23 protein-coding genes are annotated in these 21,692 nt (G+C 29.4%); all 23 read left to right on the plus strand.

Going from position 1 to position 21,692, the window contains the following annotated elements; all coding sequences use genetic code 11:
- The first annotated feature begins 2 nt into the window (after positions 1-2).
- The 23 genes from CXF54_RS05535 to CXF54_RS05645 all read left to right on the plus strand — a co-directional run bounded on the left by CXF54_RS05535 (position 3) and on the right by CXF54_RS05645 (position 21,643).
- On the plus strand, positions 3-1,079 hold the full coding sequence (locus CXF54_RS05535; protein WP_101202771.1) for a hypothetical protein: 1,077 nt from the start codon (positions 3-5) through the stop codon (positions 1,077-1,079).
- A 14-nt stretch (positions 1,080-1,093) separates the two neighbouring features.
- Positions 1,094-2,104 carry a dTDP-glucose 4,6-dehydratase gene (gene rfbB, locus CXF54_RS05540; protein ID WP_198551042.1) on the plus strand — a complete coding sequence of 337 codons (1,011 nt, stop codon included), beginning with the start codon at positions 1,094-1,096 and terminating at the stop codon, positions 2,102-2,104.
- Between the two features lie 11 nt (positions 2,105-2,115).
- Entirely contained in the window at positions 2,116-2,982 is an 867-nt protein-coding gene (gene rfbA, locus CXF54_RS05545; protein ID WP_101202773.1) for a glucose-1-phosphate thymidylyltransferase RfbA, read from the plus strand.
- A 1-nt stretch (position 2,983) separates the two neighbouring features.
- Positions 2,984-3,529: a dTDP-4-dehydrorhamnose 3,5-epimerase gene (gene rfbC, locus CXF54_RS05550; RefSeq protein WP_101202774.1), complete on the plus strand. Its 546-nt coding sequence runs from the start codon at positions 2,984-2,986 to the stop codon at positions 3,527-3,529.
- Positions 3,526-4,383 carry a dTDP-4-dehydrorhamnose reductase gene (gene rfbD, locus CXF54_RS05555; protein WP_198551043.1) on the plus strand — a complete coding sequence of 286 codons (858 nt, stop codon included), beginning with the start codon at positions 3,526-3,528 and terminating at the stop codon, positions 4,381-4,383. Before rfbC ends, rfbD begins: the two co-directional genes overlap by 4 nt.
- Positions 4,384-4,396: 13 nt before the next feature.
- The gene (locus tag CXF54_RS05560) at positions 4,397-5,404 is read left to right on the plus strand and encodes an SDR family oxidoreductase (RefSeq protein ID WP_101202775.1); all 1,008 of its coding nucleotides are present in this window, start codon (positions 4,397-4,399) and stop codon (positions 5,402-5,404) included.
- Between the two features lie 24 nt (positions 5,405-5,428).
- Entirely contained in the window at positions 5,429-6,703 is a 1,275-nt protein-coding gene (locus tag CXF54_RS05565) for a nucleotide sugar dehydrogenase (RefSeq protein ID WP_101202776.1), read from the plus strand.
- Positions 6,704-6,808: 105 nt separating this feature from the next.
- Positions 6,809-7,606: a 3'(2'),5'-bisphosphate nucleotidase CysQ gene (gene cysQ / locus CXF54_RS05570; RefSeq protein WP_101202777.1), complete on the plus strand. Its 798-nt coding sequence runs from the start codon at positions 6,809-6,811 to the stop codon at positions 7,604-7,606.
- A 2-nt stretch (positions 7,607-7,608) separates the two neighbouring features.
- Positions 7,609-8,061: a DUF2061 domain-containing protein gene (locus tag CXF54_RS05575; protein ID WP_101202778.1), complete on the plus strand. Its 453-nt coding sequence runs from the start codon at positions 7,609-7,611 to the stop codon at positions 8,059-8,061.
- A gap of 4 nt (positions 8,062-8,065) precedes the next feature.
- Positions 8,066-8,668 (plus strand): adenylyl-sulfate kinase, encoded by a 603-nt coding sequence (cysC, locus tag CXF54_RS05580; RefSeq protein WP_101202779.1) that lies wholly within the window; start codon positions 8,066-8,068, stop codon positions 8,666-8,668.
- On the plus strand, positions 8,661-9,566 hold the full coding sequence (gene cysD / locus CXF54_RS05585) for a sulfate adenylyltransferase subunit CysD (protein ID WP_101202780.1): 906 nt from the start codon (positions 8,661-8,663) through the stop codon (positions 9,564-9,566). The genes cysC and cysD overlap by 8 nt, the downstream gene beginning before the upstream one ends.
- Before the next feature lie 57 nt (positions 9,567-9,623).
- The gene (locus tag CXF54_RS05590) at positions 9,624-10,877 is read left to right on the plus strand and encodes a sulfate adenylyltransferase subunit 1 (protein ID WP_101202781.1); all 1,254 of its coding nucleotides are present in this window, start codon (positions 9,624-9,626) and stop codon (positions 10,875-10,877) included.
- A 19-nt stretch (positions 10,878-10,896) separates the two neighbouring features.
- Positions 10,897-11,424 (plus strand): hypothetical protein, encoded by a 528-nt coding sequence (locus CXF54_RS05595; RefSeq protein WP_101202782.1) that lies wholly within the window; start codon positions 10,897-10,899, stop codon positions 11,422-11,424.
- 5 nt (positions 11,425-11,429) lie between these two features.
- Positions 11,430-12,656, plus strand: a complete 1,227-nt coding sequence (locus CXF54_RS05600; protein ID WP_101202783.1) for an O-antigen ligase family protein — start codon at positions 11,430-11,432, stop codon at positions 12,654-12,656.
- Positions 12,656-13,921, plus strand: coding sequence for an O-antigen ligase family protein (locus tag CXF54_RS05605; RefSeq protein WP_101202784.1), 1,266 nt, complete (start codon positions 12,656-12,658; stop codon positions 13,919-13,921). The genes CXF54_RS05600 and CXF54_RS05605 overlap by 1 nt, the downstream gene beginning before the upstream one ends.
- A 98-nt stretch (positions 13,922-14,019) precedes the next feature.
- Positions 14,020-15,303 carry an oligosaccharide flippase family protein gene (locus CXF54_RS05610; protein WP_101202785.1) on the plus strand — a complete coding sequence of 428 codons (1,284 nt, stop codon included), beginning with the start codon at positions 14,020-14,022 and terminating at the stop codon, positions 15,301-15,303.
- Positions 15,300-16,238, plus strand: a complete 939-nt coding sequence (locus tag CXF54_RS05615; RefSeq protein WP_101202786.1) for a sulfotransferase family protein — start codon at positions 15,300-15,302, stop codon at positions 16,236-16,238. Before CXF54_RS05610 ends, CXF54_RS05615 begins: the two co-directional genes overlap by 4 nt.
- Positions 16,239-16,244: 6 nt before the next feature.
- The gene (locus CXF54_RS05620) at positions 16,245-17,153 is read left to right on the plus strand and encodes a sulfotransferase domain-containing protein (protein ID WP_157823402.1); all 909 of its coding nucleotides are present in this window, start codon (positions 16,245-16,247) and stop codon (positions 17,151-17,153) included.
- Between the two features lie 3 nt (positions 17,154-17,156).
- The gene (locus CXF54_RS05625) at positions 17,157-17,921 is read left to right on the plus strand and encodes a polysaccharide deacetylase family protein (RefSeq protein ID WP_101202788.1); all 765 of its coding nucleotides are present in this window, start codon (positions 17,157-17,159) and stop codon (positions 17,919-17,921) included.
- Positions 17,922-17,925: 4 nt separating this feature from the next.
- Positions 17,926-19,077 (plus strand): glycosyltransferase, encoded by a 1,152-nt coding sequence (locus CXF54_RS05630; RefSeq protein ID WP_101202789.1) that lies wholly within the window; start codon positions 17,926-17,928, stop codon positions 19,075-19,077.
- 4 nt (positions 19,078-19,081) lie between these two features.
- Positions 19,082-20,089 (plus strand): polysaccharide biosynthesis protein, encoded by a 1,008-nt coding sequence (locus tag CXF54_RS05635; protein WP_101202790.1) that lies wholly within the window; start codon positions 19,082-19,084, stop codon positions 20,087-20,089.
- A 1-nt stretch (position 20,090) separates the two neighbouring features.
- Positions 20,091-20,528 carry a WxcM-like domain-containing protein gene (locus CXF54_RS05640; RefSeq protein WP_101202791.1) on the plus strand — a complete coding sequence of 146 codons (438 nt, stop codon included), beginning with the start codon at positions 20,091-20,093 and terminating at the stop codon, positions 20,526-20,528.
- Complete coding sequence (locus CXF54_RS05645; RefSeq protein WP_101202792.1) at positions 20,525-21,643, plus strand: NAD-dependent epimerase/dehydratase family protein; 1,119 nt, start codon at positions 20,525-20,527, stop codon at positions 21,641-21,643. Before CXF54_RS05640 ends, CXF54_RS05645 begins: the two co-directional genes overlap by 4 nt.
- Positions 21,644-21,692: the final 49 nt, after the last annotated feature.

Genomic DNA, 21,692 nt, shown 5'->3' on the forward strand with positions numbered 1-21,692 from the left:
TCATGAGTCAAGAATTACCTAAAAATAACGACAATAAATCCGAAGAAGTTGATTTATTAGTCTTTTTTAACCTAATAGGGAATGCTTTTGGTAAAGTGTATTCTTTTTTTGAGAGAATATTTAAAACTATTTATAAACTTATAATTGCACTTTTATTGCATTTATTTAAGTCTGCAAAATGGTATGCTATAGGAGTTGTAGTTAGTTTTGCTATTGGTTATGGTTTGGATAGTTTAAAGGAGAAAAATTATGGGGCTAATATGTTTATTAACACTAATTTTAATTCTACACGTCAGGTTTATGAAAACATGCGAAACCTAAATCAGTTAGCCGCAATTGATCATGATAATAAGGAAATATCTAGGCAATTAGGAATTAGTGAGGAGGAAGCAGGCAAAATCAAAAATTTCTATATTGAACCAGATATTGATCAAAATACTCAAATGAAAATGTATATCGAGTATAAATCAGGTTTAGATTCTGTTTCTCGAGCAGAATCGACTTTTAAAGATTACCTTGAAGGACTTAATAATTATAGTTTTAAATCACATAAAATCGGTGTTTTAGCAACTGATAAAAATGTTTATAAAAGTTTAAAAAATAATTTTGTTTCTTTTTTAAGAAAGAACCCTTATTTGGATTCTTTAAAGCAAATAAATTTTATAAATATTAACGCCAAAATAAAAGACATTACTGGTCAAATACAGAAGTTAGATTCTTTAAAAAATAGTTATTTAGCCATTAGAATTAAGGAGTCTGATAAATCCGTGTCCGATAATGGTGGCAGTGGGACTAATTTTTATATGGGTAATTCACAACCTAATGAATTGTTAGTTGATGAATCAAACTTAACGACTTTATTATTTAGTTTAACTCAACAAAGGACAAAATTAGAAAATGAGTTAGATGTAAATCGAAATATTATTGATGTAGTTTCTGATTTTCCACCATCTGGTTATGATGTATCGCAATGGACAGATTATTTTAAATTTACATTTCCAATTATTGCTTTTATTTTGATTTTTATCACTATAATGATGTTAAACTTAAAACGTTTTTTAGAATCTCAAAATAAGTAGAGTCGCAATTAATTATGAAAACAATACTTGTTACTGGAGGAGCGGGATTTATAGGATCTAATTTTGTTACTTTTTTTTTAGAGACAAATCCTAATATCAATTTAGTTAACTTAGATAGTCTAACTTATGCTGGAGATTTAACTAATTTAAAAGAAGTTGAAAGTGATTCTAATTACACTTTTGTCAAAGGAGATATTTGCGATAGAGGTCTAATTGAAAAACTTTTTGAAAAATATCAATTTGAAGGTGTTATTCATTTTGCTGCAGAATCACATGTTGATAATTCTATTACAAATCCAGGGGCATTTATAAACACTAATATTACGGGTACATTTAATCTTATTGATGTTGCCAAAAAGCATTGGATGTCTTCACCTTTTAAATATAAAGAAGGAAAAGAAAACAATAGATTTCATCATATTTCAACAGATGAAGTTTATGGAACATTAGGTGAAACAGGACTGTTCACTGAAGACACGCATTATGCACCTAATAGTCCATATAGTGCTTCAAAAGCAGCTTCAGACTTTGTAGTCAGAAGTTACTATCATACTTATGGAATGAACGTAATAACAACTAATTGTTCAAATAATTATGGGCCAAAACAACACGACGAAAAATTAATTCCAACAATTATTAGAAAGGCTATTAATGGAGAAAATATTCCGATTTATGGTGATGGAACTAATATTAGGGATTGGTTATATGTTCTAGACCACTGCAAGGGGATTGATTTAGTATATAAGACTGGTAAATCAGGAGAAACTTATAATATTGGTGGTAAAAATGAGCGTAATAATTTAACTATCGTAGATACCATTTGTTCAATACTTGATGAATTAATGCCTGCTGAAAAATCTTATAAAGAGCAAATAACATTTGTTAAAGACCGACCAGGACATGATTTTAGATATGCTATAGATGCTTCAAAAATTGAAAAAAATTTAGGATGGCGTGCAGAAGAAAATTTTGAATCAGGAATTAGAAAAACAATAAACTGGTATTTAGAAAAGTATAATAAATAAAGTAATTAGGCATGAAAGGAATTATACTTGCAGGAGGGTCTGGTACAAGGTTACACCCATTAACTAAAGTGTTAAGTAAACAATTGATGCCTATCTATGACAAACCAATGATTTATTACCCTTTGTCTACTTTGATAGGTGCAGGTATACGAGAAATATTAATTATATCTACTCCAGATCATTTACCTTTATTTAGACAATTACTTGGTGATGGTAGTCATTTAGGTTGTGTCTTTCAATATGAAATTCAAGATAAACCTAACGGATTGGCTGAAGCCTTTATTATTGGCGCTGATTTTATTGGTAAAGATAAGGTGGCACTTATTTTAGGAGATAATATATTTTATGGAACAGGACTAACAGAGTTATTAAAATCCAATATAGATCCTACTGGAGGAATTGTTTATGCTTATCATGTCACAGATCCAGAACGTTATGGTGTTGTAAATTTTGACGACAGAGGAAAGGCTTTATCAATTGAAGAGAAACCGGAAAAACCAAAATCAAATTATGCAGTTCCAGGTATTTATTTTTATGATAATAGTGTATTAGAAATCGCAAAAAATATAAAGCCAAGTAAAAGAGGTGAATTAGAAATTACGGACGTCAATAGAGCATATTTGAATCAAGGTAATCTTCAAGTTTCAATTTTAGATAAAGGAACCGCTTGGTTAGATACCGGGACTTTCAACTCTTTGATGCAAGCGTCACAATTTGTACAAGTTATAGAAGAACGTCAAGGATTAAAGATTGGTGCAATAGAAGAAGCTGCTTATAGTAGTGGTTTTATATCTAAACAACAACTAATTAACTTAGCAACACCATTATTAAAAAGTGGTTATGGAGAACACTTAATAAGTCTTGTTAATCAAGAGTAGAATGAAAGCGATAAAAACAATACTAAAAGACTGTTACATTCTAGAGCCCACTGTTTTTGGAGATTCTAGGGGGTATTTTTTTGAAAGTTATAAAAAAAGTGAATTTGATTACTTAATAAATCAAAAAGTAGATTTTATTCAAGATAATCAGGCTTTTTCTAAAAAAGGAGCTTTACGAGGCTTGCATTTTCAGGTAGGAGAGTTTTCTCAAGCTAAATTAGTTAGGGTTACTCAAGGCGTAGTTATGGATGTTGCAGTAGATCTGAGACCTAATTCAGAAAGCTTTTTACAACATATAACAATTGAATTATCTGAAGAAAATAAAAAACAGTTGTTTGTTCCTAGAGGATTCGCTCATGGATATATTGTTTTAAGCGATACCGCAGTATTTAATTATAAGTGTGATAATGTTTACAATAAAGCTTCAGAAAATGGTGTGATTTATAACGATAGTGACTTAAATATTGATTGGAATCTTAACGCTGAACAATTTATAATTTCAGAAAAAGATAAAGTCTTACCAACGATAAAACAATTGTTTAAATGATAAAAATTCTTGTAACAGGATCTGCTGGTCAATTAGGATCATGTTTAAAAAATAAATCTAAAGAGCAAAACACTTTAGATTTTGTTTTTTTAGATAGTGAAGCTTTGGATATTACTAATCCTATCCAAACTGAGGCTGTTTTTAGCAATCATAATTTTGACTATTGTATAAATTGCGCTGCTTATACAGCAGTAGATAATGCCGAAGTAGATCATAAAAAGGCTTATGAAATAAATGTTATTGGCCCTAAAAATCTAGCTGAAGCATCAAATAAATTTGGAGTAACATTAATTCATATCTCTACAGATTTTGTTTTTAATGGTAATACTAATAGGCCTTATAAGGAGACAGACTTAACAGAGCCATTAGGGGTTTATGGTCAAACAAAATTGGATGGGGAGGGAGCAATACAAGCGATACTTGACAGCTACTATATTATTAGGACATCTTGGTTATACTCAGAGTTTAAAAATAATTTTGTCAAAACGATGCTTAAATTGGCTCAAGAAAAAGACGAGTTAAATGTTGTCAATGATCAAAAGGGCACACCAACAAATGCTAACGATTTAGCAGATGCAATCATCAATATTGTAATTAGTAGAAAAAAGGGTTTTGGACTGTACCATTTTAGTAACTTAGGAGAAACCACTTGGTATGGCTTCGCAAAAGCTATTTTTGAAATATCTAAAACAAAAATTAAAGTTAATCCCGTAACTTCGGTTGCTTTTGTTACAACAGCAAAACGACCAAAATACAGTGTGTTAGATAAAACAAAAATTAGTTCTGTTTTTAATATAAATATACCTAATTGGAAGGTTAGTTTGGATAATCATATTAAAGCAATTCAATCTTAATAATTTTTTATATATGTATTCAGAAAAATATCATGAAGAAGACCTATCAAATCTGTCTTTTTTAGTCACAGGAGGAGCCGGGTTTATTGGTTCAAATCTTGTGGAGTATTTACTTAAATATAATGCAAAAAAAGTTTTGGTTTTGGATAATTTATCGACCGGAAAATTAAGCAACCTAAAACCGTTTAAGAAGTATTCTAATTTCACATTTATAAAAGGAGATATTACTAATTTGCAAGATTGTGAACACGCAATGCAAGATATTGATTATGTATTGCATCAAGCAGCTTTAGGTTCTGTTCCAAGGTCAATAAATAATCCTATAGCCTCGAATAATGCAAATGTTAATGGGTTTTTAAACATTTTAGTGGCAGCCAAAGATTCTAGCTCTGTAAAAAGAGTAGTTTATGCTGCATCATCAAGTACTTACGGGGATAGTCCGTCTTTACCTAAATGTGAAGATAATATTGGTAAACCATTATCTCCTTATGCCGTTACTAAGTATGTAAACGAGTTATATGCAGACGTATTTTATAAAACCTATGGTTTAGAAACCATTGGTTTAAGATATTTTAATGTTTTTGGGCCAAAACAAGATCCAAATGGTGCATATGCAGCAGTAATACCTAAGTTTATAGGAAAGATGTTAAAGGGGGAAACCATTACTATAAATGGAGATGGAGAACATTCTAGAGATTTTACTTTCATAGAAAACGTAGTTCAGGCAAATATAAAATCGGCATTAAGTTTAAATAAAGAAGCTGTTAATCAAATATATAATGTAGCTTGTGGAGAGCGTATTAACTTGAATCAATTAATAGGAGCTATTTCAAATAATTTAAAAAAAATAGAAGTTATATCTACTAGTATTATTGAAAATGGTGCAGAAAGAACAGGGGATGTAAAACACTCTTTAGCAGATATATCTAAAGCATTTAATTACCTAGGATATAATCCAAAATATAAGTTTAAAAAAGGGATACAATTGACTACCTCTTGGTTTTCTAACAAAAACAGATAATCATAGTCAGTTAACAAGAGATAAATGAGAGATAAAATTGCGATAATAGGTCTTGGATACGTTGGATTACCATTAGCTGTAGAGTTTGCTAAAAAGTACGAGGTCGTGGGCTTTGACATTAATCAAACAAGGATAGATCAGTTAAATAAGGGAATAGACAACACGTTAGAAGTCAACAAAACAACATTAGACGATGTTTTGTCCAAAAAAGGAACTAGTAGTTTATTGTTTTCTAGCAGTACATTAGACTTATCGTCTGTCAATATTTTTATTGTAACAGTGCCTACACCAGTTGATAAAAATAACAGACCAATCTTGATACCTTTAATAGAATCTTCAAAAACAATTGGAAAATTATTAAAGAAAGGAGATATTGTTATTTATGAGTCAACTGTATATCCTGGAGTTACAGAGGATGAGTGTGTGCCGATTTTAGAAAAAGAAAGTGGACTAACATTTAATAAAGATTTTTATTGTGGTTATTCACCAGAACGTATTAATCCAGGAGATAAAAAACGCACAGTAACACAAATTAAAAAAGTAACCTCTGGATCAACACCAGAAATAGGAGAAAAAGTCAATAATCTATATGCCTCAATAATAACAGCTGGAACTCATTTAGCACCATCAATAAAGGTTGCAGAAGCAGCAAAGGTTATTGAAAATGCACAACGCGATATTAACATTGCTTTTGTTAATGAGCTTGCTAAAATATTTAACAAATTAGAGATAGACACACACGATGTTTTAGCAGCAGCAGCAACAAAATGGAATTTTTTACCATTTAAACCAGGTCTAGTTGGTGGACATTGTATAGGAGTTGATCCTTATTACTTAGCTCAAAAAGCACAAGAAGTAGGGTATCATCCAGAAATATTATTAGCAGGAAGACGCTTAAATGATAGTATGGGAGAATACGTAGCTACTCAAGTGTTAAAATTAATGGTTAAAAATGACATTGCAATAAAAGGTGCAAAAGTGTTAATGTTAGGCATCACGTTTAAGGAAAATTGTCCGGACATAAGAAACTCTAAAGCTATTGACGTTTATAATAACCTAAAATCTTTTAATATGGAGGTTGATGTTTATGATCCGTGGGCATCGGTAAATGAGGTCAAGCAAAAACTTAATTTAGATTTAAAATCAAAACTAGAAGGAAATCATTATGATGCAATAGTGCATACGGTTTGCCATATTCAGTTTAAAAAAATTAAATTAAGTGCTTATAAAAAACCAAAATCAGTGGTTTACGATGTAAAAGGGACTTTGAATATAGAAGATATAAATGGAAGGCTTTAATAGCGCCAACAAAATAAATTGTGGATTAATATATATAATAATCAATATCTTTGATTATCATTCTATAAAATAATATTGTTATTACAAAACACAAATTAATTAAAAATGAATAAAAATTTACAGATAGCTATAGAGGCTAGTTTAAAAGCAGGAAAAGTAATTATGGAGGTATATGATACTGCTTTTGATGTTGAAATTAAAGACGATAAATCGCCTTTAACAGAAGCAGATAAAAAAGCGAATGATATAATAAACTCATATTTAATAAACACAGAGTTTCCAATTATTAGCGAAGAGAATAAACAAACAGACTATGCTACTAGAAAAAACTGGACTACTTGTTGGGTTGTAGATCCTGTAGATGGCACAAAAGAGTTTATAAAACGTAATGGAGAGTTTACTGTAAATATTGCATTAGTCACTAATGGTAAACCAGAATTAGGTGTTATTTATGTGCCAGCAACAAAAACAATATATGTTGCAAATGTAACAACTAAAGAAGCTTTTAAAACCCAATTAGATTCACACGATGCTCCTGTAGAAGAAGTCATTAACGCAGCAACAGTATTACAACCAAAAGCACCAGAATCTAACCCTGTTCAAGTAGTAGGTAGTCGCTCTCATATGAGTCAAGAAACATTAGATTTTGTAGAGTCTATTAAAAATGAAGGAAAAGATGTTGAGGTCGTTTCAAAAGGAAGCTCATTAAAATTTTGTTTAGTAGCAGAAGGTAATGCAGATGTGTACCCAAGATTTGCACCAACAATGGAATGGGATACGGCTGCAGGACAGGCAATCTGCAACGCTGTAGGAATAGACGTAATTTCGCAAGAAACAAATCAATCCCTTTTATATAACAAGGAAAACCTGCTAAACCCATGGTTTTTAGTGTCTAAAAACTAAACATGGCATCTTTAAAAAAATCATCACATATACGTAGTATTCTAAAAGGAATATCTTGGCGTTTTATTGCGCTAGCAGATACTATTTTAGTCGTTCTTTTTGTAACCTGCTTATTAGGAGAATGTAGTATAGAAGATGCTATTAAAATAGGAGCATCAGAGTTTTTATTAAAATTAGCAATATTTTATTTTCACGAAAGAATATGGTTACGCCGTCTTGGTAAACAAGCAACAACAAATAAAGAAATTTTATATAAATCCATTTCATGGCGGATTGTAGCTACTACAACGACTTTTATCATTTCTGGAATTGTATTAAAAGGATTTAATGAAATAGCTCTTTATATTGCATTAACAGAATTGTTTACTAAATTTGTACTATATTATGTACATGAAAAAATATGGTTAAAATTACCTTTAGGAAAAATCAGAAACTATTTTTTAGGTAGAAAATAAACTAATGAAAGAAAATATAATTTCACATAACTATCAAGTTTCAAAAACAGATAGACAAGAAAATAACAACCACACCTCTTTTTTGATATGGTTTACAGGACTTTCTGGTTCAGGAAAATCAACAATTGCTAATGTTGTAGAGCAAGAACTTTATAAATTAGGTGTAAAAACCTATACCCTTGATGGAGATAACATTAGAAAAGGTATAAATAGCGATTTAACCTTCGCTCCAGAAGATAGAACAGAAAACATCAGAAGAATAGCCGAAATTGGAAATTTAATGGTTGATGCAGGTTTGGTAACATTAGCAGCATTTGTTTCTCCCTATAAAAAAGACCGAGAGAATATTAAAAATATCGTTAAAGATGTTAACTTTGTCGAAGTTTATATAAACACCAGTATTGAAGAGTGTGAGCGAAGAGATGTTAAAGGCCTTTATAAAAAAGCCAGAGCTGGTGAAATAAAAAACATGACAGGTATTTCTGCACCTTATGAGGCTCCAGAAAATCCAGATATAGAAATTAAAACCGAAGAAAAAACGGTTGAAGAAGCTGTTCATGATATCATGAACTTTATAAAACCTAAATTAAAATATAGCGATGAGTAAGTATTACTTAAATTATTTAGATGAATTAGAAAGTGAAGCAATCTTTATTTTACGTGAAGTTTGGGCACAATTTGAAAACCCAGTAATTATGTTTTCTGGAGGAAAAGATTCTATTTTAGTAACTCATTTAGCTAAGAAAGCTTTCTACCCTGCTAAAATACCGTTTCCTTTAATGCATGTGGATACTGGACATAACTTCCCTGAAACTATTGAGTTTAGAGATTCTGTTATTGCAGATTTAGGTGTGAAGTTAATTGTTGGATCTGTTCAAGACTCTATCGACGATGGTCGTGTAGCAGAAGAAAAAGGTAAAAACGCAACACGTAATGCACTTCAAATTACAACACTTTTAGATGCCATAGAGTCTAATAAAATAGACTGTGCAATAGGAGGAGGAAGACGTGACGAAGAAAAAGCAAGAGCTAAAGAACGTTTCTTTTCGCATAGAGATGATTTTGGACAATGGGACCCAAAAAACCAAAGACCTGAATTATGGAACATATTTAATGGTAAGCATTTTGAAGGCGAGCACTTTAGAGCGTTCCCTATTAGCAACTGGACAGAAATGGATGTTTGGAACTATATAAAAAGAGAAAACATTGCAATACCTTCTTTATATTTTGCTCACGAACGTGAAGTAGTTTGGAGACAAGATACATGGATTCCTAATTCAGAATTTTTAGTGCTAGAAGAACATGAGGAAGTAGTAACTAAAAAAATACGTTTTAGAACTTTAGGTGATATAACAATTACTGGAGGAGACGAATCTGAAGCAGATACATTAGAAAAAATTGCTACAGAAGTTGCAGGAATGCGTAACACAGAAAGAGGTAACAGAAGTGACGACAAACGTTCTGAATCGGCAATGGAAGATAGAAAACGCCAAGGATATTTCTAGAAATTAAAAATTTGTAATTTTTGTGAAAACAAGAATCTATTATATAAAAAGCAAAAAATGTTAGATAACAATCAATTATTACGTTTTACAACAGCAGGAAGTGTAGATGATGGAAAGAGTACTTTAATAGGTCGCCTATTATATGATTCTAAATCTATATTCGAAGATCAACTTGAAGCTATCACAAATACAAGTAAAAAGAAAGGCCACAAAGGTGTAGATTTAGCCTTATTCACAGATGGTTTAAAAGACGAACGTGAGCAAGGTATTACTATAGATGTTGCTTACAGATACTTTACAACACCTAAACGTAAATTTATTATTGCAGATACTCCAGGACATATACAGTATACACGTAATATGGTTACAGGAGCTTCTACAGCAAACGTGGCAACTATTTTAATAGATGCAAGACATGGTGTAATAGAGCAAACAAAAAGACACGCATTTATAGCTTCTTTATTACAAATACCGCATATTATTGTTTGTGTAAACAAAATGGATCTGGTAGACTATTCGGAAGAAATTTATAATGATATCATTAGACAATTTGAAGATATTTCTTCAAAAATGCTAGTAACAGATGTACGTTTTATTCCAATGAGCGCTTTAGATGGAGATAATGTGGTAAATAAGTCTACAAACATGCCTTGGTACCAAGGAGCTCCAATGTTACATACATTAGAAACGATGCATATTAGTAGCGATATTAATAAAGTAGACGCTCGTTTTCCTGTGCAAACTGTTTTAAGACCGCAAAGTGAAGGTTTTATAGACTATAGAGGTTATGCAGGACGTGTTGCAAGTGGTATTTTTAGAAAAGGAGATGATGTAACAGTAATGCCTTCAGGATTTACTTCTAAAATAAAAAGTATAGATACTTTAGATAAGGAATTAGAAGAAGCGTATGCACCAATGTCTGTTTCTATAACACTAGAAGATGATATTGATATTAGTCGTGGAGACATGATTGTGCGTTCTAACAACAAACCAGAACCGTCACAAGACATTGAGGTAATGTTATGTTGGTTAAACAATGCTTCTGCTAAACCAAGAGCTAAATACACTATAAAACACACTTCTAATGATCAAAAAGCCATGATTAAAGAAGTAGTTTATAAATATAATATTAATACTCTAGAACGTATTAACGATGATAAAGAGATTAATATGAATGATATTTGTAAAGTTAAAATACGTACAACAAAACCATTAATGGTAGATGCGTATAGAGAAAACAGAACAACTGGAAGTATAATACTTGTTGATGATGCAACTAATGAAACTGTAGCAGCAGGAATGATTGTATAAATTAAAAATTATTTATAAAATGAAAAAAATTATATTGATGTTATTTTGCATTACATTAATTGTTAATTGTAAAGAAAATAATAGAGAGGAAGTAGTGCCTGTTGTTGAAGATGTTAAATTAGATAATAAATTAAAAGTTGAAATTGAGTATAAATCTGATACAAAAGGAATGCTCCAATGTGCTTTTATTCAAATAGAGCTTGAAAACAATCAATATTCAAGTTACACAGTCACTCAAAAATTTAATGCTTCTAAAGATTTTATAAATACAGATTTTGAAATGTTTGGAGATTTTATTATGGAAAACCTTCAGCTTAGATTTGGAAGTTCACCAATAAAAATATTTGTAAAAAAGATTGTGCTTTCGTACGATGAGGTGGAGATAGTAGTTGATGGAAAAGATTTAAATAGATACTTTGCTAAAAATAAATTTGTAAAAATAAACCCTGAAAATCAAACAATTGAGACTTTTGTTGTAAACGGAAATCATTCACCTGCTTTAATTTTAAGAAATGGAATTATTGACCGTCTTTTTTTTAGTCTCTAGGGGGTATGAAGGGGTTTATAGGTGTAATTAAATTATCAAAAACGGTTAACTACAATTTAATCGGAAAATTGTTGTTATTTTTATTTTGTTTCTTATTACCGGTAAATCAAAAACTATCTACAATCTTAATAATTCTTATGGTTTTTTACTCTTTTATAATTGTAAAAAATATAGATTTAAAAGAACTTTTTAGGTATACTCCATTTTTTGTTTTTTATTTCTTGTTCATAATAGCTAATTATGATGAAGGCAAATTTGGGATCAATATGTTCGAGCAAAAAGCATCATTAATTGCTTTCCCAATAATTTTTGCGACAATAAAATTGATAGACCAAGATTATAAAAATGTATTAAAATATTATGTTTACGGTTGTTTCTTTATTTTTTTGTCATCAACTTTTTTAGCGTTTTATAATTCTATTTCTATAGGTCCTTTCTCTTTTAACCCTATGTTAGTGGATGTAAATGCTAAAGGAGCTATATCAAAAGGTTCATTTTTGTTGACCAATTATTTTTTAGGTAATAATTTCATTCAAAACATGAATGGTACTTTTTTATCAGTATATTTTTCGTTCGCATTATTTATTTCGTTAAATTTTAAAAATTTTATTAAATATCGCGCCCTTATCATTTTTTGTCTAGTTTTAGGTATTCTACAAATTTTTAGTGTAACTGGTCTTATTTGTATGATTTTGGTTTTAATCTTGAGTATAAAACCTAAATTTTACAAAACTATTTTATTTGTTATATTTAGCTCCTTTATCGTTTTGAGCGGAATGTTGATCTATAATTATGATAAAAAAGAACACTTAGAACTAATTCAAGCAGTTGAAAAAGTTGATAATAGAGCTATTATATGGCCAATAGCTATCGAAACTGTAGCGCATAACCCATTTGGCTTAGGTAAAAAAAATGCTCAAGAAGCATTACAATTAAAGTTTCCTAAATATGGCGCTTTTGGTTATGAATCACAATTACATAAAATAGATGCTCATAATATGTATATGCAAATTCTGTTAGAATTAGGCATAATAGGGTTTCTATTATTTATTTATATTATTTTTCAATTTTTCAGGGTTAAGCGTGTAATGCTTTATACTGATTTAAGTAATGTTTTTATTTTATTAAACTTAGTTTTGTTTTTAACAGAGAGCTCTTTAGTAACATATGCTGGACTATCATTTTTCTGTTTCTTTTATTGTTTTTTTTATTCTAATACCATAAAACGTTGATGTCCTACAAAATAAATATCAAAAATATCACTAATGATAGCGTATATTTTTTCTGTTTTATCACTTTTTTAATTCCTTGGATTAGTTTGTTTTCTTTTAGTGGTTTTGAAATAAGGTTTTTTCACATTTCTGTTTTTATATTGTTAGTTAAAAAACTCTTTTTTAAGAGCCCTAATATTAAAATGTCTAAACAATCGATTCCTCTGACGTTTTTATTTTTACTATGTTTTATTTTATTTTTTGTTTCTATTTTTTGGAGCAATGATATTGTTTCTGGCTTTTCTCTTTTTTTTAAAAATTTTATATATTTTTTATCTTTTCTTCTTTTATCTGATTTTTTTTTAAGGGAAAAAGATTTTTTTTTGATTAAGATAATTAAATATTCAAAATGGGCTATTTATGCATTTATAGCTTTGAATTTATTTATTTATATAGCAATGGGGGAATTATTTTTTTTTAATGCTATAGAAGGAATTATTTTTGGGGATTCTAGTGTTTCAAACTACAAGTATTTTATTAAAATTATAAATTTTAAATTTAGTGACTTTACTATAAAGACTTGGGGAGATGAGGGTTTTCATATACCAAAATTTAGAAATGTTTTTGGTATTTCTGCACTTATTATATACTCTATTTTAGATTATATTACAAACCCTAGTCGTTACGAAAAGGCATTAAAACTCTTTTTAATTTTTCTAATACTTTTTTCTCAGTCTAGAAGTACTTTATTAATTTTTTCTGTCATTCTTTTTTTAAAATTTGCTTTAAATAAACTTTCTTTAAAACTTTTGATTTTTCTGTTATTAACTCCTATTGTTGTTATAATATTTATGATGTTTATTGATATTAGTGTTTTTAATAGGTTTTTAGATTTAGCAAAAGATGCAAGAATAGAAATGTATATAAACACAATTAGAAATACATTAAACCACTCTTTACTTGGTAGTGGTTTTGGTACAAAAATTGAAAGTCATGATAAGCTTTTTTATGTTCATAATTTTATTTTGGCAGGTGTGTTTTCCTCAGGTATTTTGGGTTTGTTTTTAACATTTTTCACTGTATCTGAACTAGTGGTTCAAATTTATAACAGGGTTAAATTTAGCAAACGTTATAAATATTGTTTTATTTATGGTTTACCAATTTTGGTCTTATTTAGGATGATGATTGGAGGTAATAATGGCCTTCCAAGTTTTCAAGACTGGTTTGCTCTAAGTGTTTTTTTTACCTTATTATTTATTAATAAGGAAGAACTTAAAGTTCAATAGAAACAAATCTTATTATTAGATTGTAGCTAAATTAAGAACGGTTATATTTGCAATTATTTGTGTTAACTGTAAGTTTCTTATTAATAATCAAGCGCTAAATGATTAAGTCTACTTTATTTAAATCCAGTTTTGTTGTTTTAATAGCAAGAGTTTTAGGTTTAGTCTTTGCTTTTAGCTGTATCTATATAATTAATGTGTTTTATAGTCAAAATATATTTGGTGTTTATACTGTGTGTTTTACTTTGCTACAAATGTTTTCACTTATTAGTGTTTTTGGAATAAACATTAGTGTTTTTAAAGAAATAGTTATTCTCGAGGATTCTTTTGAAGCAAAAAAAACATACTCCAAAGGGTTAAAAAGTGTAGTTATAAATTCAATAATTTTAACCATTTTTAGCATTGCTTTTTCTAAATATATTGCTGTATATATATTTAATAAGCCTAATATTTATGTATACTCAAGAATTATAAGTTTTGGTATTCCATTTTTGTCAATCTCAACATTTAATGCGCATATTCTAAGAGCTAAAAATAAATTTATACATTTTCAACTTATTATAAGTGGGATTACTTTTATTAGCTTTTTCTTTTTAATTTTAATAATAAATAAAATATTAAATGTAAACAGCATTGACTATCTTATTTATGTTTATTTGATATCTGTTTTAATTACATCGATATATAGTTGTTTTCAAATAAATAACTTAGGATTTAACTTAAAGCAAAATTTTAATTGTAAAGACTATTTACTAAACATTAAAAAGGGATTTGAATTTTTAATAGCGCAATCTTCAATGCAATTTTTTAATTGGGCTTCAATTATTTTAATAACTGTGTTTTCTACATTAAATGATGTAGCAAATTTGGAAGTGATATTTAGAATTACTGCAATATCTTCTATTACTTTAGGTATTATTAATAGTGTTTCTGCACCAACATTTGTAAAATATTTTAAAAGTAAGGATTATTTAAAACTAAGTAAATATGTAAGTCAAACCACATCTTATATATTTGTTAGTGCTTTACCTATTTTATTAATTTTATTAATCTTTCCAAAACTAGTTTTAAATATTTTTGGATTTAATTATCAAAGTTCATCTTTAGCACTTATTTTTATAGCTATAGGTCAGTTTTTTAGTGCTTTTTTTGGTTCTGTAGGTGTATTACTTCAAATGTCTGGTAATGAAAAGACATTTAATAAAATTTTAGGATTATCTTTGGTTGTTTTATTAGTCCTAGGTTTTCTGTTAACACCCAAATTTAAACTTAATGGACTTGCATTAGCAATTATGGTTTCTACTATATTATGGAACCTATTATCAGCTATTGTAATTTATAAAAAGTATAATATAATTAGTTTTTACATCCCGTTTAAAAAATGAAAACACCAAATTTATTTTTAATAGGCGTCCAAAAATCAGGTACAACTTCTTTATATGATTGGTTAGGACAGCATGACGATGTTTTTTTAGTTCCAGAATTAAAAGAATTTCCGTTTTTTGTCTCAGATCGGTTTTATAGTAAAGGATTATCATGGTTAGATAAAACGTTTTACACAAAATATAGCAGCGAAAAGTATGTTTTACATAGCTATGTCAACTACATATTTTTTTCCAAATTATTTGTTAAGCGCGTAAAAAAGCACCCTGAATTAAATAACTCTAAGTTTTTAATTGTTTTAAGAAACCCTGTAAACAGAGCATACTCTGCGTATTGGGAGGCTATTAAAACAGGTCGAGCTTCTATTAAAACCTCTTTTGAGGAAGCATTACAGTACGAAAACGAACTATTTAACAAAAATAGTTTAGCCACCTATACAGATACGCCAGACTTATTGTTTGATAAATCAGGTAGAAGTGAAATAGGGGCATTAGCTCATTACAACCATGGATTATATCATAACCAATTAAAGGATATTATAGATGCATTTGGTAAAGAAAACGTAAAAGTGGTTATTTTTGAAGAGCTGGTAAAGGATAAAAAAGAACAAGTAAAAGAGATATTAGACTTTTTAAAACTAGATAATAACTTTGAGTTTAAGTTTAATTATACAAATAAGTCAGGTGTCCCAAAATTAGCCTTAATTCAAAAACTAATTAATAATACGTTTATACCATCTTTTATAAAAAAAGCATTTAGTATTACGGTAAGGTCAAAAATTAAAAATGCATTATTAAAGGCAAATATTAAAGAGGTAAAATATAAGCCAATGGATGAACAGACACGTCAAAAATTAGAAAGTGATTATTTAGAAGATGTTAAAAAAACATCTCAATTACTAAACAGAGATCTAACAAAACTTTGGTTTAAAAAATAAATCACATTGAAACACATAATTATAGCAGGTACAAATAAAGCAGCAACGACATCTTTGTTTAATTACCTATCAGATCATCCAAATGTTTGTGGCTCATATATAAAGCAAACAAATTATTTTTTAGATCAAGAAGTACAGGATATCCACAAGTTAACATCTATATTTCCATATCAAGATAACCATTTAAATTATCAAAATTTTTTTAAAAGTAATGCAAGCCAAAAAATTAAATTAGAAGCTTCGCCAGATTATATGTTTTATAATAACACTTCAAAAAAGATAAAATCGTTTTTAGATAATAATGATGGAGAAGTAGTTTTAATATTACGTAACCCTGTTACAAGGTTTAAATCTTGGTTTAATTTTGGTAAGCAGCAAAACTTATTAAATGAAGATGTAGATTTTAAACAATTTTATGAGTTAAGCAAATCCTATAATGGAGATAATAACCTATCTTTAATGGCACATGCAACTGGTTTTTATAGCAACTACCTAACAAACTTTAAAAACACTTTAGAAGGCTGCAAAATACATGTTTTTTTTTATGAAGATTTAATAGCAGACCCAAAACAATTTTTAGATTCTTTTTGCCAAAAAACAGGAATAGATAATAAATTTTATACAAATTATCAATTTGGGCACTATAACAAAACAGTAAAAATAAAATCAAAAGTTTTGTCATATACTTATGATGCCTTAAGGCAGTTTTATTTAAATTACCTTTATAAAGGAAAAGTAGGTGTATATTTAGGAGGTATGATAAAAAGCATAGTATCCCCTTTATATAAAAAAATAAATACATCAACTGCAAAAAATGATACTCAAGAAGAAGTTGTGTCAAAACTAACAGGGGATTATGCTACTGAAAAGCAAAAAATTGCAGAACTGTTTAATTTAACTAACATTCCTTGGTAAGCTATGAGAGCATTATTAAGAAAAACATATTTAGATCTATTTGGTGCTATTGCTACGCCTAAAAATGGCGTACATATTATTAATAGCCATTATATATCTGATAAAGATGTAAAAGCAGAAGTGTTTTACAAGCAATTAGAAGCCGTAAGTAAACATGTTACTTTTATTGGTATTGAAGAAGCAGTGTCTCTAATAGACAATAAGCAAACACCTAATCAACCATTAGTAGCTTTTACTTATGATGATGGTTTTGAAGAATGTTACACAAAAATTAATGGTGTGCTTAAAGCATTTGATATAAGTGCTGCTTTTTTTGTAAATCCAAATTTTATAGATGGAGATAAAGACTATAATAAAGGGTTTTTAGACAGAACTAAAACAGAGAATAAAAAACCAATGACTTGGCAGCAAGTTAATGAACTAATAAAAGAGGGTCACATTATTGGAGCCCACACTATGGATCATTTAGATCTAGGCATGAATATGACTAATGATCAATTACAATATCAACTTGGATATTGTAAAACATACATTGAAGAAAAAACCAATAACAATTGCAATATGTTTGCTTTTCCATATGGTCAAGAACAGCACCTTACTAATGAGGCGTTAGAATTAGCAAAAAAATATTATCAGTACATCTTTAGTGGTACAAATTATAAAAATTATTACAGCTTTAATAATACAGTAATAAACAGAAGACATTGTGAGCCTAATTGGTCAGTCGCACATTTTAAGTATTTTTTGAATAGTAATAAAAAATACTAAAACAATGAAAAATAAACTAATCATTGATGCTTCTAATATTAGAGATGGAGGAGGTGTAACCCATTTAATAGAGCTACTAAATAACATAACAAAAGACACTTTACAGTTTGATGTTATCGAGGTCTTTAGTAATAACAGCACACTAACCAAAATTGAAAATCAAAATTGGATTAGTAAAAAAACACATCCTTTGTTAGAAAAAGGAACATTTTATATTACGTTTTGGAAAAAAATTCATTTTGAAAAGTATTTAAAAAACAACAAAGATAATGCTGTCTTATTCAATCCAGCTGGAACATATATAGGCACTTTCAAGCCGCATATTGAAATGAGCCAAAATATGTTAATCTGGGACTCCTTAGAAAGTGATAGATACGGAAAAACATCTGTCATGAAAACTAAGTTTAGGCTGCTTCGTCATTTTCAGAAAAAGGCATTTAACAACTCAAATGGTATTATTTTTATTTCGAAATATGCTAAAAAAACAATTTTAGGTTTTTTAAATAAAGACCTAAGTCAATCACCAATAATACATCATGGTGTTAATCAAAAATTTGCTCAAGAAGTAAAGGTTCAAAAACATATTTCAGAATATTCAAAAGACAACCCTTATAATTTATTGTATATTTCGCCAATAACAGTATATAAGCACCAAATAGATTTAATAAAAGTGGTATTAGATCTATATAAGCAAGGCTACAATATTAAGTTAAATTTAGTTGGAGGAGATTATCAACAATATTATAAAAAATACTTGTCAGAAATAGAATCTGACAAAACATATAATAAAGTTGTAAATTATCATGGAAAGGTTAACTATGATGAGGTTGAAAATTTTTATAAATCATCAGATGGGTTTATCTTTGCTTCAACTTGCGAGAACATGCCTAATATTTTAATAGAAGCAATGTCATCTGGATTACCAATATTATGCTCTAATTACCAGCCAATGCCAGAGTTTTTAGGAAGTAAGCATCCATTTTATTTTGATCCAACAAAAAAACAAAGTGTTTATCAAAATTTAAAAGCATTTTTAGATAATCCAACAGATAGACAAGAATCAGCATTAGAAGCAAAATCAAAATCAAAGCAATACACTTGGGAGGAATGTTCTAAGCAAACATTAGAATATTTATTTAAAAATTTAAATAACTAAAACATTGAGCAATTTTAAAGACAAAACGTTATTAATTACAGGAGGAACAGGCTCGTTTGGAAACGCAGTATTGGATCGTTTTGTGAATTCTGATATCAAAGAAATTAGAATTTTTTCAAGAGATGAAAAAAAGCAAGACGAGTTAAGACGTCGTTTATCCAACCCTAAAGTTAAATTTTATATTGGTGATGTACGCGATTATCGCTCAGTTGAAACTGCAGTACGAGGTGTAGATTACATTTATCATGCAGCAGCTTTAAAACAAGTACCTTCTTGCGAGTTTTTTCCAATAGAAGCCGTAAAAACTAATGTTTTAGGGACAGAAAATGTTTTAGAAGCAGCAATTAACCACAATGTTAAAAGCGTGGTTGTGTTAAGTACTGATAAAGCGGTTTATCCAATTAATGCAATGGGTATCTCTAAAGCAATGATGGAAAAAGTATTAGTTGCAAAGTCAAGAAATGCAGGAAACACAGTTATTTCAGGAACACGTTATGGTAATGTAATGGCCTCAAGAGGCTCAGTAATTCCAGTGTTTGTAGAGTTAATGGCAAAAGGAGAAGATCTAACCCTTACAGACCCTAAAATGACACGTTTTATGATGACTTTAGAAGACGCAGTAGACTTAGTGCTATTTGCTTTTGATAATGCAGAACCTGGAGATATGTTTGTGCAAAAAGCACCAGCAGCAACAGTAGAGACTTTAGCAAAAGCCTTAATCGATTTATACAAATCAGATAGCAAGCTTAAAGTAATTGGTACACGTCACGGAGAAAAACTATACGAATCTTTACTTACAAGAGAAGAACGCGTTAAAGCAGAAGATTTAGGCGACTACTACAGAGTGCCCGCAGATAATAGAGACTTAAACTACGCGAACTTCTTTTCAGAAGGTGAAGTAGACATGAATACTATAGAAGATTATCACTCTCATAATACAGATCAGTTAGATGTAGAAGGTATGAAAAAACTATTATTAAAACTAGATTTTATTAGAGAGGATATTAAGTAAAATGAAAGAAGCTTTACCAAAACTTATTGAGGGTGGTGCTTTCTCTGACCAAAGAGGGACACTACAATTTGTAAATGACTTTGACATGTCAGTGATTAAGCGCATGTATATTACAACACATCCAAGTATAGAAACTATAAGAGCATGGCAAGGGCACCAAATAGAAAGCAGATGGTTTTTTTGTGTAAAAGGAACCTTTAAAGTAAAGCTTGTAAAAATTGACGATTGGAAAAACCCATCGGATAATTGCGAAGTTTTTGAGTTTGAATTAAACGAAAACACACCTCAAGTACTTTATATGCCAAACGGTTTTGCAAACGGATTTATAGCAGTAACAGAAGATTCAAAACTAATGATTATGTCAAACTATAGTTTGGGCGAAATAGAAGACGATCATTATAGATTTGATAGTAATAAATGGGTAAATTGGGAACAATGATTAAAGTAGGGATAACTGGTCAAGCAGGCTTCATGGGAAGTCATTTATATAACTATTTAGGAACAAAAGAAAACATTAAACTTGTAAGTTTTAAGCGTTCTTTTTTCGAAAATGAGGCAGCTTTAAAAGCCTTTGTAAGCCAATGCGATGTTATTTTACACATTGCTGCAATGAATAGGCATGAGGATCAGCAAGTTATTTACAATACCAATGTGGGCTTAGTAACTAAATTAGTAGCAGCCTGCGAAGTAACAAAAGCAACACCTAAAATTATATTCTCTTCGTCCACACAAGAAGAAAAAGATAATCTTTATGGGAAATCTAAACGTGATGGAAGAAAAGCGTTAGAAACTTGGGCAAGTGCTTCGGGTGCACAAGTAAGCTCTTTAGTAATACCAAATGTTTTTGGACCTTTTGGAAAACCGTTTTATAATTCTTTTGTAGCAACATTTTGTCACCAAATAGTAAATGGAGACTCACCAACAATTAATAGTGATGGAGAAGTAAAACTTATTTATATAAACGAACTAGCAGAAGCTTTTTATAAAGAAGTAATTAGTGATTCAAAGCAAACAAGTACAACTATACAAGTCACTCATACAGTATCCAAAAAAGTGTCTGAAGTTTTAAATTTATTAAACCATTATAAAGAAAGTTATATGGATAATGGTGTAGTTGCAGATTTAAGAGATCCTTTTGAGTTGGCCTTATTTAATACTTTTACTAGTTTTATACCTAAAGATTATTTTCCGCGTAAGTTTGTAAAACATACTGATAATCGTGGTGCTTTTGTGGAGATTATGAGAGCCAATACATCTGGGCAATCTTCTTACTCTACTACAGTTCCTGGTATTACTAGAGGTAATCATTACCATACGCGTAAGGTAGAGCGTTTTGCGGTTATTAGTGGAAAAGCAAGAATACAACTACGTAAAATTAATACAGATGAAGTTTTTAATTTTGAGCTAGATGGTACTGAGCCTGCTTATGTAGACATGCCAGTCTGGTACACACATAATATTACTAATATTGGCGACACAGAATTAATTACGTTGTTTTGGATTAACGAGCCTTATAATCCTGAGGATTCTGACACTTATTTTGTAGAGGTTTAAACCTTACTTGTTTTATTTTTTCAAAGCCCAATAAAAAGACTATTTTTGT

Source organism: Olleya sp. 1-3 (assembly GCF_002836085.1).
Lineage (GTDB): Bacteria > Bacteroidota > Bacteroidia > Flavobacteriales > Flavobacteriaceae > Olleya > Olleya namhaensis.